At 32.2% G+C, this 14,429-nt stretch carries 14 protein-coding genes and 1 other annotated feature; of the genes, 11 read left to right on the plus strand and 3 right to left on the minus strand.

Annotated elements, in window-relative coordinates:
• A partial coding sequence (locus tag ACFX4E_RS27940; RefSeq protein ID WP_377580075.1) for a cold-inducible protein YdjO-related protein occupies positions 1-118 on the minus strand: 118 nt, incomplete at its 3' end.
• A gap of 619 nt (positions 119-737) precedes the next feature.
• Between ACFX4E_RS27940 and ACFX4E_RS27945 the strand changes: the two genes are divergently transcribed.
• From ACFX4E_RS27945 to ACFX4E_RS27960, 4 genes are all read left to right on the plus strand, one after another.
• Positions 738-1,592, plus strand: a complete 855-nt coding sequence (locus ACFX4E_RS27945; protein ID WP_028410075.1) for a hypothetical protein — start codon at positions 738-740, stop codon at positions 1,590-1,592.
• Between the two features lie 124 nt (positions 1,593-1,716).
• On the plus strand, positions 1,717-1,902 hold the full coding sequence (locus ACFX4E_RS27950; RefSeq protein WP_034276589.1) for a hypothetical protein: 186 nt from the start codon (positions 1,717-1,719) through the stop codon (positions 1,900-1,902).
• Positions 1,903-1,928: 26 nt separating this feature from the next.
• Positions 1,929-2,117: a hypothetical protein gene (locus ACFX4E_RS27955; protein WP_377259936.1), complete on the plus strand. Its 189-nt coding sequence runs from the start codon at positions 1,929-1,931 to the stop codon at positions 2,115-2,117.
• 180 nt (positions 2,118-2,297) lie between these two features.
• Positions 2,298-2,630, plus strand: coding sequence for a hypothetical protein (locus tag ACFX4E_RS27960; RefSeq protein ID WP_034276592.1), 333 nt, complete (start codon positions 2,298-2,300; stop codon positions 2,628-2,630).
• Between the two features lie 192 nt (positions 2,631-2,822).
• Here the strand turns inward: ACFX4E_RS27960 and ACFX4E_RS27965 are convergent, their stop codons facing one another.
• Positions 2,823-3,548 carry a ZIP family metal transporter gene (locus ACFX4E_RS27965; RefSeq protein ID WP_098792272.1) on the minus strand — a complete coding sequence of 242 codons (726 nt, stop codon included), beginning with the start codon at positions 3,546-3,548 and terminating at the stop codon, positions 2,823-2,825.
• 185 nt (positions 3,549-3,733) lie between these two features.
• Here ACFX4E_RS27965 and ACFX4E_RS27970 point away from each other — a divergent pair, with 185 nt between their 5' ends.
• Positions 3,734-4,177, plus strand: a complete 444-nt coding sequence (locus ACFX4E_RS27970; protein ID WP_377259933.1) for a hypothetical protein — start codon at positions 3,734-3,736, stop codon at positions 4,175-4,177.
• A 167-nt stretch (positions 4,178-4,344) separates the two neighbouring features.
• On the opposite strand, the gene ACFX4E_RS27975 is transcribed toward ACFX4E_RS27970, so the two are convergent.
• Positions 4,345-5,721 (minus strand): amino acid permease, encoded by a 1,377-nt coding sequence (locus ACFX4E_RS27975; protein ID WP_377259930.1) that lies wholly within the window; start codon positions 5,719-5,721, stop codon positions 4,345-4,347.
• Between the two features lie 43 nt (positions 5,722-5,764).
• Positions 5,765-5,979: a binding site (T-box leader), on the minus strand.
• Between the two features lie 960 nt (positions 5,980-6,939).
• On the opposite strand from ACFX4E_RS27975, the gene ACFX4E_RS27980 reads away from it, so the two are divergent.
• The 6 genes from ACFX4E_RS27980 (at position 6,940) to ACFX4E_RS28005 (ending at position 13,613) form a co-directional block, all read left to right on the plus strand.
• Positions 6,940-7,371 carry a VOC family protein gene (locus ACFX4E_RS27980; RefSeq protein ID WP_098333352.1) on the plus strand — a complete coding sequence of 144 codons (432 nt, stop codon included), beginning with the start codon at positions 6,940-6,942 and terminating at the stop codon, positions 7,369-7,371.
• 610 nt (positions 7,372-7,981) lie between these two features.
• Positions 7,982-9,598, plus strand: a complete 1,617-nt coding sequence (locus tag ACFX4E_RS27985) for an FAD-dependent monooxygenase (RefSeq protein ID WP_098333351.1) — start codon at positions 7,982-7,984, stop codon at positions 9,596-9,598.
• 1,369 nt (positions 9,599-10,967) lie between these two features.
• Positions 10,968-11,843, plus strand: coding sequence for an AraC family transcriptional regulator (locus ACFX4E_RS27990; RefSeq protein ID WP_098791495.1), 876 nt, complete (start codon positions 10,968-10,970; stop codon positions 11,841-11,843).
• Positions 11,844-12,189: 346 nt separating this feature from the next.
• Positions 12,190-12,675 (plus strand): YrvL family regulatory protein, encoded by a 486-nt coding sequence (locus ACFX4E_RS27995; RefSeq protein WP_279620694.1) that lies wholly within the window; start codon positions 12,190-12,192, stop codon positions 12,673-12,675.
• Positions 12,676-12,826: 151 nt separating this feature from the next.
• The gene (locus ACFX4E_RS28000; protein ID WP_279620693.1) at positions 12,827-13,003 is read left to right on the plus strand and encodes a hypothetical protein; all 177 of its coding nucleotides are present in this window, start codon (positions 12,827-12,829) and stop codon (positions 13,001-13,003) included.
• A gap of 82 nt (positions 13,004-13,085) precedes the next feature.
• Positions 13,086-13,613, plus strand: coding sequence for a polymorphic toxin type 44 domain-containing protein (locus ACFX4E_RS28005; protein WP_098333348.1), 528 nt, complete (start codon positions 13,086-13,088; stop codon positions 13,611-13,613).
• Positions 13,614-14,429: the final 816 nt, after the last annotated feature.

The following is a 14,429-nucleotide window of genomic DNA, read 5'->3' on the forward strand; positions in this document are numbered from 1 at the left end:
TTCTCATCCAGCCCTTACAATCTTCTACTGTACATTCCCAAACCTCTGTTTGTTCTTGAGCTAAAGGTTCTTGATTTCTTTTGCCGTAATAATACATACTAACATCACTACTCCTCATATTACATTATAGCTTATAAAGGAGTAATAATCATTTATATCAATTAGTGTTTCTTACCATTTTATTTTCATGGAATAATGCACGGAATTTTTGATATGAGAATTTCTAAACACTTGGTAATAATGTTCATATCTTCTTCTTTTGCTTTTTAATTGTACCACTTACTGTAGTAGTACATCCCTAAACTAAGCCGCCAACGTAATGAGGGTTAGTTTAAAGATTAGTTTAATGGTGGAATCATTTCGCTTATCACCAGTAATCAAATGGTTATTTATAGGGACTTTCCAGAAGTTTCATGACTTGTAGGAGACTTGTATTTCGATTTATTATAAATAATAAAACTTCATTTTACCTCAAATCAAAATATATTGTCAATGAAAAATTTGTAATATTTTCAAAAAATGTTATAATAGTTTTACAATTGTTTTTTCGATCGTATTTCGAATTCCGCTGTGTTTTTTTCAGATAGAATTATGGATACATTTTTTCAATACCCTTTTTAAAATTGAAAAAAAACTCAAACAGTTGTGTGAGCTTTAAAGGTAAGTTAGTTGAATAAAATTATTAATTTACTATCTAATAGTAACCGAGTTTTTATTCTACAAGGAGGCCTAGAATAATGAATCTAATCAATAAGAAAGTTACACACAAGCTTTTTGGGATAGGCAGTATAGTTAAATGTAATGATTCTAGTATTGAAATACATTTCGCATCGGAAAATAAAAAGTTTGTTTTCCCCGATGTATTTGGAAAGCATCTAAAACTGCATGATAAAAGTGTTGCTCATTCACTCGAAAAAATTATAGAAAAAAAGGAAATGGAACACAACGAGGAAGAACGGAAAAAGGAAGAGGAAAAAAAGCTACAACGAAAAAACCAGGAACTTCGCTGGGGACTTGAAAAACTTATGAAAAATCATAAACTTCATTCTGAATCACAAATGGTTTTTTGGTGTGACACAGAAGAACAGAATAGTTCTTTTTTAGAGTGGAAGGTTTTTTCAGGTGTAATAAAAAGCGGTAATAACAAGGGGAAGCCAACCAAACCCATCCGTTTGCACCAAAATAGTGCTGTCTTGTTAACAGCAATAGATTCCAGTATGCCTGAAAAAGACAGACGTATCTTAGGCGTCTATATGGTGAATGAAGATTTTATCGGTAAGCTTTGTGAAGATGGATATATTCCTGCTCATTCAAAATACAGACTCCAGCTCACAGAACAGGAATCGGATCAGATGCCTTTCTGGAAATATTATGTAAATGAAAGAACGTCCCAAAAAATGACATGGAATACAGGTAAATACCGTTATTTTGATAATTTATGGATGGCTCAAATTTTGCTTGATATAGCTGAGTTGAAAAGTGACGCAAAGGAAAGAGAGCTGGCACAACAATTTTTTGAACATTTTTGTAAAATGAATCTGATAACAGCTGAGGAGTTACCAAAGCCTAATGGCGCATTGATGCGTATGTAAACGTTAGCCCAAAGATAATAGGAATGATTAAGGACTGACACATTTTTCTCACCCATCATTAATAGCGAACGCTCATTGGCTCTGTTTGCTATTAAAAAGGCAAGAACAGAACATAGGAGAGAAGATGGAAGATGAAGGATATAACGTGAAAATATTTAGTAATGGAAAAACAGTAACTATAAGAGTATCGAATGAATTAGTAACAACCTTAAAAAGTCATTATGTAAAAAACATGAAAAGATACTCTTATACGGTTACTAAATATCCAAGTATTTTTTTCTTTGAAGAAGAATTGATGAAACAAGAATGATAAGTAGATAATGAGGAGATACACCTATGCTTAAATTTAAAGTTATTTTCGAATTTATAAATGGCAGAACAAAGGAATTAAAATTCGAAGCCGAATCAAAGAAAGAAGTCATTAGTCATATAACAAAATATGAAAGATTCATTTCGAATGAAAAAGAGTTAGTGCACATCAATTTAAATAACGTGGTACAGTTTATGATTACAGAAGAAAAATAATAATAAAAACTAGGCATCTATTAATTGAGGTGCTTTTTATTTTAATAAATAGACTGATTTAAATTTAAATGACATTTCTGAGAGTAGTAATAAAATTGAGCGGTTAATTTTGATATATAATCAGATTAGCATTAGGCTTATAGCTAAATGGAAATATGACCCTAAGGAGATATCACAATAATGCAAGACCTAAAAAATAATAAACCGACAGCAGCTTGGCAACAAAGAATGGAAGATGATGAAATTTTCACTGCAGAGAATATTAAAGCCACTGATGAAATCCTTGAGACCTATATGAATAGACTTAAAGGTTCTGTAGATAAAATGTCAGAACAAGATATCTTAGAATATGTAAAAGAGGTAGTTATAGGATTAAACGAATTAAATGAACAATTTGACTATTTCATTGAAACGTTAGAAAGAGAAGAACTTTGCGAGTTTATCATTAAAGCCGCAAATGCAGCTGGCTTAGAGACTGAAGAGGATATCACAGAAGAGTGGAGAGAGTGGTAACATACAGATGCTTACATATAAGAGAATGAAATATGGGTTCTAAGCAGTTATTTCTAGTTACCATAATCATGACTCTAGGAAGTAATGTAAAAGAAGAACATTGTATGAAATGTTCTTCTTTTATAAATGATCAGAGTGAGGTATAGCTGCATATATTTGCAGGTGTCTTTTTGACACTTAAACTTAATCATTCTAATGGCCATGAAAAAATGAAAGGGAATATTGATAAACATAAATAATTACGAATCCTAACAAAATTAATAGCCATACATGCAATTTCCTGAAGTGCTTGATGGTATTTCCAATTATTTCATGAAAGATAACAAAAGACAGTGTACCGATTGCTGCGCCAGTCGATAAAGCTTGTAGTTTAAGTGAGGAAACTTGTACACTTTCACCAATGAATAAACTGCCTCCTAAAGACAGCGACAGAATGGCTACAATTAGTAAAAAGAAGATGTTAGGTATTTTTGCTATAGAAAGGACTGTCATAATTGCCATCCCCTCTGGGACCTGATGTAAAAGGGTAGCTGCGAATACAGAAGCTGATTGGTGCATATCTGTTATTCCAAATGTAATACCTGTGATGACATTATGAAAAAAGATAGCAACCGTTAATAAGATAAGTGCCTGTAAGGGTGAAATTTCGCTGTTTTGTTTATGCAAAAAGAGGTCAACGCATAGCATGATGATATATCCGGCTACAATTCCTAATAAAACGCCTCTTAAATCATATAGATGCCAAGTAGACGGAAGGATATCAAAGAACAATAAGCCCAATAAGATTCCACCGCATATAGCATACATAAATTGGATTCTTCCCCTTGCCAAATGGTTTACTAATTTGAGAAGTCCTCCTCCTACTAATAAACCCAGTAAAGAACCTAAAGTAAATAAGATATTCATTTCTATATGCATAATTGCTACTTCCTTTCGGCTATATGGTTTTTTACAACTAACCTATTCAAAGGAAAGGCAATCATACCTATGTTTTATAAATGGTTAAAAAAATAAAAGTACACGATATTAACTTGGGAGTAATTTTTAGGTAAATCACTAATAAAAAAGGACATACTAACGTTATCTAAAAAAGAGGTGTTACTATGGAATCTCCTTTTGAAATGATAACCAATGTGGACAAGGTCGAAAATGCTTATTATATAGAAGTGAAACCAGGTGAGTACAATGCAAAGTATTGGAATAAAGAATCGGTCTATTTTGCTGATGAAGCTTTTGCTTATTTCTATACCACGATTTGCAAGTATGTGCCACAGTATCAACCTACCCAAGTGACAGAAATCAAAGCAGAAACATGGCTGAGGATCAGTAATCAGCTGCAAGAACTCGCATATTTTTTGAGCACTAATCCGCCTATGATTAAACTAAAGAAATGGATTGATTTTAGCAAAGTAGAGGGAACGTACAAACAGTTTGATCGTCAAAAAAACAAGTACATTTGCGAGTTAATTAACATGATTAACGAATTTACAGTGTGGATAACAAAGGTATGTCAAATGCAATCATATATCACCATTTTGGGCACTTAACAGGCCTTGAAACCTTAGAGGCTTGGAATGAAGAGCAAAAATCCCAAAAACAAATCGTGAGTTACATCACTAAAAATGCCCTCAGATGAAGCAAGTGCTTCTATAAATCAAAAAAAGCTACTTTAAAAAGTAGCTTTTTTGATTTAAGTTTTTGAAGAATGTAAAATCTAATTGGTATCATTCGTTACTTCAAGGGAAGTAGGTTTGGTGTTCCTTTTGAAAAATGAAAGAATTACCATTATAAGAACGAATGCTACACAAACTATAGAGCTTAACCTATTCGCACTGTCTATGAGAAAGACTATGAAGCTAATAATTAATGTACATGCGGCAAAAAGCGTTAAATAAGGGAAGCCCCAAAGTTTAAAATATGGTTTTTCTTTATATTGAGGACGTAGCTTTAGCTGAGCTAAGCAAATACTAATCCATATAAGAGAAACTGTAAATCCAGGAATAGCTAATAAATAAGAAAAAGCTTTTTCAGGATATAAGTATACGAGGTACGTTCCCAATAATAAAAATAGGACACTGAAAGCTAAACTGTAAACAGGTACGCCTTGTTTATTTACATAGGACAAACTTTTAGGAGCATCTCCCGACTGAGATAAAGAATGAAGCATCCTTGTACAGCCATAAATACCTGAATTGGCTGCTGAAAGAACAGCTGTTAATAAAATAAAGTTCATAACATGAGAAGCCCCTTGAAGCCCGGCTGTTTCAAATACTTGGACAAAAGGGCTAGCATTTGCATCAATTTTATCCCATGGTATCAAGCCGCAGATAATAAAAATAGGCAAGGTATAAAACAGAACTACTCTCCACATAACGCCTTTAACTACCCCTGGTAAGACCTTTTCAGCATCTTTTGTTTCCGTAATAGTTAAACCAATGAGTTCTGATCCTCCATACGAGAAAATGACTACAAGTAATGTAGAAAAAACGGCTTTCCAGCCATTTGGCACAAAATCACTATAATTGTGAAGGTAATGAGAAGATGAATTATTACTTGGCATAATTCCAAATAGTATCGCTATACCTAATAAAATAAAAGCAATAATAACAAAGATTTTAATACCAGCAAACCAAAACTCAATTTCTCCAAAAGACTTTACGCTTGTAGCATTAATTAAAATAAGTACAATTGAACAAATGAGACAGAGAATCCATAAAGGAATAGAAGAAAACCAATATTGTAGAAAACTACCTGCAGCGATGACTTCAATAACGCACACAGTAAGCCACATAAAGCAATAAGTAGCTCCCGTTACAAAAGAAAAACGTCTTCCAAAAGCTTTTTGAATTAGATCTTTCATATTGTGAGATGGGTATACAATAGCCATTTCAGCCAAAGCTCCCATTACAATGAGAAGCAATAGTCCAGCAAATAGATACGAAAAGATAACCGAAGGTCCTGCTAATCCAATTGTATCAGCACTCCCTTTGAAAATTCCTGTCCCAATCATTCCTCCAATAGCAATCATTCGAATGTGTCGCGGTAATAACTGTTTTTTTAACGTATTCTTTGATGCGGTATTTTCTTTCATGATGCCCTCCTTTTAACATAAAAAAGTCCCTGCTGAATTATTCAGCAGGGACGAAAATTTCGCGGTACCACCCTATATTGTAAAAATATCTTACCTCTTAATTAGCATAACGGTTTTATCCGTCCTCTCTAAAACACCATTAGAAGAGGAAGCTCTAGGAGTGAATTTCATCTCTAATCTTTGTACTGACTTCCACCAATTATCAGCTCTCTATAACAGGGAGATTAGGATTACTTAAGATCCTATCTTAGCTTTTGTTTATTAAATTAAAGTGTATGTAATGTATATCATCTTAGTTAGTTTGAAATTAAATGTCAATATATTTTTATCTATTTACAGCTATAAGAAGAGTTATTAGCTTTTACATAAAGATAATCATTACCACTATTCGGTATTTAATCATTCCTTTTCCACTCGTTTGTACTGTGATTGAATTATATGCTTTTCTATAATAGAAAACCTGCTGTGCAAACAAGAGTACAGTAGGTTTTCAAATCAGAATAAAAATGGTGAGAAAATATCTCAGTATCGTATTTTATCCTAAAGAATAGAACAAGGCAAGAGTTATTCTTTTTTTTATAACATTTGAATTACACATATACCAAACCTTTAACAATAGGAATTTTAAAGCTTTGTTACTTTTTATAAGGTACATTGTCGTAACTAAAATTAAATAAGTAAGCCTATTTATGTTACAGTGTACATAGGAACATGTATGAGTCTGGAAGCAAGGTTATGAAACGTGCAATAGGTATATTTCTTATTGTTCAATCTTTATTAATGTACTTAACTATTAATAAAATTTATACTCCTAATATGACTACAATAGTAGAGAGAAATACGGGAGTTATGACAGTTTCATATAGTTACCCTCGGGTGTATTGGTCAAGTTTTATCGGTTTGGGTATTGTGCTTATATTGGGAACATATTTAGTTTTTGCTAAGGTAAAGAAGCAGATCTTTAATTAAAGGTCTGCTTCTTTTTCTACCAATAAAATTGTTTTATGGTAACTAGATTTGTATATGGTAGATATAGAAATCTACGTTTCCAGATATACATGTATCTTTTTTTCTTAATCAACTAACGCTGCAGGATAACCCAATGAATTTGTTGTATAGATACGTAGTAAGAGTTATGACTAAATCAAACATGAGTTCTTTTTTTATGTAACTGTGATTTATTAAAGTCTCACTAAAATTTTAAAAGAGGTGTTTTTAATGGTTTTAGGGATTTATCCTTATTTAGTTATGAACGGTAATGGACAAGAAGCTGTTAAATTTTACGAAAAAGCATTGGATGCCAAAGTTATTGGAGTTCAAACGTTCGGAGAAATGCCCGGAAATCCAGAATTCCCTACTCCTATAGAAGCAATAGATCGTGTAATGAATGCGCACTTAAAAGTTGGTGATAATGATTTGATGCTTTCTGACACATTCCCAGGTCAACCATACCAAATTGGATCACAAGTAACGGTAGCTATCGCCATAGACAGTATAGAAAAATCAAAAGAAGTGTTCGAAAAACTAAAAGAAGGTGGTCAAGTAGGAATGCCACTTCAAGAAACTTTTTGGAGCCCATCATATGGACAAGTAACAGATAAATTCGGTGTTACTTGGCAAATTTCCACACAAGCTGCTGATAATGAATAATTAATAAAAAACTGGTATTTTTATTATTTCTAGAGTTCTTCTCCTTCAAGCTTTTCTTGGTTGAGTTCCGGAATGTGTTTTATGTTAACCAAGGATATGCATCACATATATCAAAAAAAAGAAAAACCCACCTGATTTGTCAGAGGTGGGCTTTTCTTTTTGCTAAATATTAAGGGTGTAATTGCTTGTTACTTACATATCATTTAATATTTTTGTAGATATTTATTATAACCTATCAAATCATTTTGAGAAAGCAAAAAATGAAAACGGTTACTTTATATTGAAACTAAAAGGTTTCTTTTCTATTTCATACTGATAAAATCCATTATGAGAACTGAACATGTATAAAATATAAGGATGCAGACAGTAAGATAATACAGAATAGAATACATGTATAAAGTCAGGGAGTGTCTGTTGTTTCCATTAACATTAATGAGTATTCTTTTAAAAAATTATAGAAAAAAAACGCCCCTCATTTGGGGCGTACTCTATTATCATTATAAAACATAACCTAAAAACAGTCTACAATTTCATTTTTTTTTAGGTTATAGTTTGATTACTGAATTCAGTAAGACCCATGGGTACATTTAAAATTGAAAGGAAAATTTCTATGATACACAAACATGCTCCTGTTTTAATAGTAGGTGGAGGTCTTAGTGGACTTACCTCTGCTCTCTTTTTGGCACGTCATAACGTTGATTATTTACTGATTGAAAAACACACTGGTACAGCTATCCATCCAAAAGCCGGAGGGATTACATTTCGTACGATGGAAATATTTCGACAACTTGGATTGGAGGCAGCTATCCGGACTGCTAGCGAACCATTAGATAATATTCGTGGAAGGATTGCTGTAGAGACAATCAAAAGCATAGACGCTGAGAAATTAGAAACTGCGGAGAACTCCCAAAAAGCTCTTGAGAAAGAGAGAATAGAAAATTTTGAAAAGGTGAGCCCTTCAAAGCCAGCATCTTGTTATCAAATGGAACTAGAACCTATCCTTCTTCAAACTGCTAAAGAAGGCAAAGGGCATATACGCTATAATACTGAACTTATAGAGTATCAACAAGACGATTTAGGAGTAACAGCCACTATAATAAATCGAGAGACAGGAACGAAAGAAAGGATTCGAAGTGATTATTTAGTTGCAGCAGATGGCGCTAAAAGCACAATTCGTCAATATACAAAAATTCCAACTACAGGAAGAGGAGTCATTGGCGGACATTATATTAACATCTATTTTCAGGCTGATCTAAGTCGCTTTCTAAAACCTAGCCAGTTTGGCTGGATTCAAATCCTAAACCCAGAAGTATTTGGCGCGCTCATCACCGTTAACAATCGTGATGAATGGATTTACCATGTGGCCTATAATCCCTCAAATGGAGAAAGTCCAGAAGATTTTTCTGAAGAGCGATGCTGTGAGATTTTAAAAAAAGCTATAGGAGTTTCAAATCTTGATATTGTCATCTTCAGTATTTTACCGTGGGCAGCTGCAGAAAAGACAGCCACTCGTTTTCAAGATAATCGAGTATTTCTAATTGGAGATGCAGCTCATCTTATGCCACCTACCGGAGGATTTGGTTCGAATACAGGTATTCAAGATGCTCATAATTTAGCTTGGAAGCTGGCTGCAGTGATACACAAACAAGCTCATCCACGATTGCTCCAAACTTATCATGATGAGAGACACTATGCTGTAGAATTAACAACGAAATATGCCAGTGATTTGTTATTTAGTGTTATGGAGAAAGGTGTAAGCACCCTCAATAGTATGGACCATACTGCAGTTACTGTAGGGTATAAATATAACTCAACAGCAATTATTAAGGAAAACTCCGATACACCACATAGAATGGATCAATTAGAACTAAACGGAAGACCAGGTACTCGTGCTCCACATATGTGGTTGAAGTACCAAGGTAAGCGTATATCTACCTTAGATCTAATAGGTGAAAATTTCATCTTATTTACGGGGAAAGATAATAGCCTTTGGCGCACTGCTGCCCGGAATGTATCTTCTCAATTAGGTGTTCCTATTAATGTTTATAGTATCGGTTTACAAGGAGATTGTGTTGAGTGTGAGGATAGCTGGGAAGCAGTGTACGATGTTACCTCTCAAGGAGCTGTATTGATAAGACCAGACGGTTTTGTAGCATGGCGTACAAAAGAGGGGGAATCAAACCCTCATCTAATTCTTAAGCAGGTCATGACTAGCATACTATGGTAAATAAACAAAAAATATATAATCATTTAATGTTAATATGTTTTTGATAAGATAAATTCAATCAAAAATACAATAAAAACTTATTTTGTATGAAAGAGTAAATATATAAACTTTATTCTGAAAAATATAGTTTTATTATTTACTCTAGAGGACGACAAATAGACATTTTTTCTACAAATGATTACAGTTCTAAACCGCAGAATCTCAATTATTATTTAACAGTTATATCTTTTACTGCAACTTTCTTGACTCTAAAAAGGTTTACTTTTATAGACTTATAGTTTTTTATTTTATAGAATTTCTAATTATTTTAGACCTTGTTAAAAAAAACAAAAAAGAGCCAGCAAACTCGAAGTTTGCTAGCTTTTTATATTATATTACTCGTTTTTTCTAAACGTTTTTCGAAACCAAAAGATTAATCCAAATAAAACCAAAAGAGTAATAACAACTCCTGGTATTCCAAAACTATTTAACATAGGTATTCTCCTTTGTAACCATTATTTTAGATTTACTGTAAAGGTACCGCCAGAATGTTCAACAGTAACAGTACACCATGTTGAGGCATAAGCAACAACTGCAGTGTATCTTTTATTTGTAGTTAATGTTGTATTTTCACCTGAAGTGGAAAGTGTACCAGAATATACTTTACCAACGCCTCCACTACCAACTAATCCGTAAGCATTGTTATATACTACTGTTTTTATAGAGGATACTTTACTTGCTCCTGCTGTTGTAGTTGTTTTTAAATTAGATGCGCTAAAACTTTAATTAACGACATTTCGGATATCGTCTTTAATCGCGCCACTTACTTTTATCGTAACAACATCAGATGAGTTGATCCAGAAATACTTTTTGAAGCAAACGAAGTCATTTCTTCAGGTTTTTTAGCGTACATTTCAATAAAAATTTGATCTTTTGCTGAAAATGGTTCTTCCATAGAGTATTCTTTATCAATTCTTTCAAAGTTAGCAATCACTTCATCTTGAGTTAAATTTGCTAATTCTTCTTTGTACGCTTGTTTTTGATCTTCAACAGTTATTTAATCGGAAGCAGCATTGACCTCAAAATTAAATGTAAGATCTACCACGAAAATAAATGGCATCGCTAAAACTAAAAATTTCTTCAAAAAAATGATTCTCCTAATTTAATTCTTCTAGAACACAGTTAAATGATATATTAATTAAATGTGTAAATAAATAGTATTACCGTTAAGAAATTGTAAAATTTTGTTGTATAATGAATGTTTTTTGTATAGATGAGTTAGTTCTAGTTCGTAAGAACTAATGAAGAGAAAAACCTACATAATTGTGCATGAAATGTCGGATAGCTCTATTTGAATCTTGCTATTCTAATGATAAGGGAGGTCATATAAATGGATTCGCTTAAAAATATGAACAGAGCTTTACACTATATCGAAGAAAATTTAACTAACGATATAGATTTTAAAGAAGTAGCAAGGCTAGCTCTTTGTTCTGAGTATCATTTTAAAAGGATGTTTTCTTTTCTTGCAGGTATTACTTTGTCAGAATATATTCGTCGAAGACGTCTTACCCTTGCAGCATTCGAACTTAAAGATAATAACATGAGGGTGATTGATGTTGCGGTCAAATATGGATATAATTCACCAGATTCTTTTACCAGAGCTTTTCAAAGCTTACATGGTATAACTCCTTCAGAAGCCAAGAAGAATAGCTATTCACTTAGAGCCTATTCACAAATGACCTTTCAGCTATCAATTAAAGGAGGAAATGAAATGAACTATCGTATTGAAGAAAAAGAGGCATTTCATATAGTCGGCATCAAAGAAAGAGTACCTATAATTTTTCATGGAGTTAACCCACGGATTGCTGCTATGTGGGAAAGCTTGAATAATGAAACCATAAATGAACTAAAAAAACTTTCTAATGTTAAACCATTAGGATTGCTTAGTGCATCTGTGAATTTTTCTGAAGGACGAATGGAGGAAAAAGGGGAGCTTGACCATTATATTGGTGTAGCAACAACTAAAGATTGTCTTGGTAATTTGATACAGCTTGAAGTACCTGCTTCAACATGGGCTGTATTTGAAGCAGTCGGTCCATTCCCTGATACTTTACAAGATGTATGGGGGCGAATTTATTCCGAATGGTTTCCATCCTCACATTATGAACAAGTAAAGGGACCAGAAATTTTATGGAATGAACATAAAGATGTGACCTCACCAACTTTTAAAAGTGAAATATGGATACCAGTGTTGAAAAAGAAATGATCATTCAATAATAAACATTTTTTATGTAGAGAAAAGGGAGGTCACAAATATGACCTCCTTTTTCTAATTTATAGCTTTGTGTAATAGTGGTTATGTTAAGTAAATGATAGAGTATCTTATTAAATTTATTAGTTTTATCCTTTATATAAAATGACGACAAATAGCTTCTTGATCCTTCTCTATTTCGATTAATATCTAGGTAAATCAATTATATTTGTATACCCCTGAATTTATAAAATTTCACTATGTATTTATTATAATTTGATCTACATTTTCCCCTTGGATAATTAAGGTAATATTTAGTAAAATAAATATAGTGAAGAAAAATTAGCAGCAAGGGATGTGAATGTTTACCTTGAAAGCAAAGAAAACTGGCCCCTCTCACAATATATCTAATTTTTTTGTTAAAGCATTTACTGTTATTTTTATAACTTTAATTATTATTATTGCTATTTTATTAATGTTAGGAGCATTTGTGTTTGGATTTATTGGTTTATTTGAAATATTTGGGGTGCAATACGATTCATTTCTATCTCTATTAATATTCCTATTAATGTTTTTTATTATTGGGTTTATAGTTGATTTATTATCAATATTTCTCATTAATACATTTTCCCAACAAATTAAAAACTCTAAAAGAAAATTCCTTGTGAGACTGGTTATTGACTGTAGCTTTTCTTGGTTTTCTATACATACTGCTGATGAATTAATTAGAAGCATTACTATTCCCTCTATAACTGAGCTTATAGCTGTTTTTCTACTCTTTTTGTTAGAAGTGATAATGGATATGAATAGCAAAGGAGAACGTAATAAGAGCTCACTGATTCCTTGAAGTCTTTGGGGTTCTGGTGCAAAGATTGCTTCAACCTAAAAGACCACTTTTCATAAATATAGTTATAAGGAAAGAAAGTAATGTACATTATGCTTTATATTTCATAACACTGGTTCCAATTGTTTGGTCAATATTCAAGGGAGGGATGTTAATGAAAAATATGTCGAAACATCATGATATCCAACGAAAATACAGAGAAAAGACACAAAACAAACAAGAATTAAACACTTATGCCAGAGGTTGGTTCTTGTTCATTTTATTTGCTGTCCTTTTCGTAGTATGTGGTTATTTTTTTGGCGGAACGTTTATGCCTTATCGAACAATGTAGGAAAATGAAGGTTAATATTTTTATAGTATTATACATTAATGTCATAAAAAGCACCCCTAACATACATATAGGAGAATAAAAGATGGATTCTAAGCAATTATTTTTAATAGAAATGCTTTCTCCTGAAGAAATTACTGAAGTAGCTCATAATTCTGATGAAAATGCAGAAACTTCACAAAAATTTTCAACATTTGCAGTAGATACGGGACTAAAATCATTAAATTTAAAAGGGTTAGTAGAAAGTAACAGAAATGAATTAGAGAAATTCAATGCATCAGTACTTAAAACTTCTCCTGGTTCAGCTTATAATGCAACAGTAGGTTATTTTGTTGGGAAAGTTCAGGAAGGTGGACCATGGGATTATAAAGTAAGATCTGGATATAAGCCATGGTATAAAGAATTTAACGCTAGTACTTACAATGGAAAAAAAGTAATTAACTCTGAATATATTGGAAACTATAATTATGCATATACAGGAGAACTACTATTTAGTAAGAAAACTTTGCTTATTGGTGGTGGTGCAGTAGGTGTGGGAGTTGGACAACCTGAAGACTCTAAAGATAAAGATGTAATAACAAAGGGGTATAATGACGCGGTTAAATATTGGTAATATTGAATTATTTATGTAGACCGTATTGTATGGTATTAATAAGTAAAACCATATAGGGAGGGACATTATGAATTATTTTTTGAAATTGAATTTTTCAAGTATACTATATGCAGTTTTAATTTTTATTAATATCGAACTAATTTTTAATATTTATCGTATTAGTAGAATCATAGAACTTGATGTAGCAATAGCCAGAAATATTGGAATTGTAGTTATGTTAATTTCTGTTATTGTATTTAGTTTCGTTTATTATTTACTAAATCGTCGATACTTAAAAGGTAGCAAACTAAATTATTATGGAACCGTGTTATGGATTCCGTACTTTGTTATTATGCTTATCTTATTTAACAGGCTTTTTCCAATTAGTGACCATGGAGATCAACTCAATCCTATAGGAAGAATTGTTATATACCTTGGTGTTTTACTTTATCCAATATACTTAGCAATTGTAATTGCCTTATCTAGAAAAAGTACAGTTCAGTAGAGAAAGAAAAAGTACTCCTATTTTGGGAGTACTTCTTTTCTTTTGAATTACACTTAAAATAAAACAAATAACTATTCTGTTTTTAAACATCCATTTATCTTCCTTAATAAATTATATATTATTCATAATTTATTCCAAAACAAAAGTCCGCAAAAGTATACCTTTACGAACCTATCATTTACATAAGAAATCTATTATTTTTACCGTTCGTTTAAGTTTAAAGATGACATATAAACGTCCTCTAAAAACATAGACTTTGGAGTTAGTATAGTTTCATGGACACCATTTAATTAAGTCCTTACAATGACTTTTGAGAGGATGTGTCCGAAATG

Source organism: Priestia sp. YIM B13491, assembly GCF_042787605.1.
In the GTDB taxonomy this organism is placed as follows: Bacteria; Bacillota; Bacilli; order Bacillales; family Bacillaceae_H; genus Priestia; species Priestia megaterium_E.

Coding starts and splice junctions, on each gene's coding strand:
- ACFX4E_RS27980 (WP_098333352.1), top strand. CDS start 6,940: ATGGTTTTAGGGATTTATCCTTATTTAGTTATGAACGGTAATGGACAA.
- ACFX4E_RS27950 (WP_034276589.1), top strand. CDS start 1,717: ATGGAAGATGAAGGATATAACGTGAAAATATTTAGTAATGGAAAAACA.
- ACFX4E_RS27985 (WP_098333351.1), top strand. CDS start 7,982: ATGATACACAAACATGCTCCTGTTTTAATAGTAGGTGGAGGTCTTAGT.
- ACFX4E_RS28005 (WP_098333348.1), top strand. CDS start 13,086: ATGGATTCTAAGCAATTATTTTTAATAGAAATGCTTTCTCCTGAAGAA.
- ACFX4E_RS27965 (WP_098792272.1), bottom strand. CDS start 3,548: ATGCATATAGAAATGAATATCTTATTTACTTTAGGTTCTTTACTGGGT.
- ACFX4E_RS28000 (WP_279620693.1), top strand. CDS start 12,827: ATGAAAAATATGTCGAAACATCATGATATCCAACGAAAATACAGAGAA.
- ACFX4E_RS27990 (WP_098791495.1), top strand. CDS start 10,968: ATGGATTCGCTTAAAAATATGAACAGAGCTTTACACTATATCGAAGAA.
- ACFX4E_RS27960 (WP_034276592.1), top strand. CDS start 2,298: ATGCAAGACCTAAAAAATAATAAACCGACAGCAGCTTGGCAACAAAGA.
- ACFX4E_RS27975 (WP_377259930.1), bottom strand. CDS start 5,721: ATGAAAGAAAATACCGCATCAAAGAATACGTTAAAAAAACAGTTATTA.
- ACFX4E_RS27970 (WP_377259933.1), top strand. CDS start 3,734: ATGGAATCTCCTTTTGAAATGATAACCAATGTGGACAAGGTCGAAAAT.
- ACFX4E_RS27955 (WP_377259936.1), top strand. CDS start 1,929: ATGCTTAAATTTAAAGTTATTTTCGAATTTATAAATGGCAGAACAAAG.
- ACFX4E_RS27995 (WP_279620694.1), top strand. CDS start 12,190: ATGTTTACCTTGAAAGCAAAGAAAACTGGCCCCTCTCACAATATATCT.
- ACFX4E_RS27945 (WP_028410075.1), top strand. CDS start 738: ATGAATCTAATCAATAAGAAAGTTACACACAAGCTTTTTGGGATAGGC.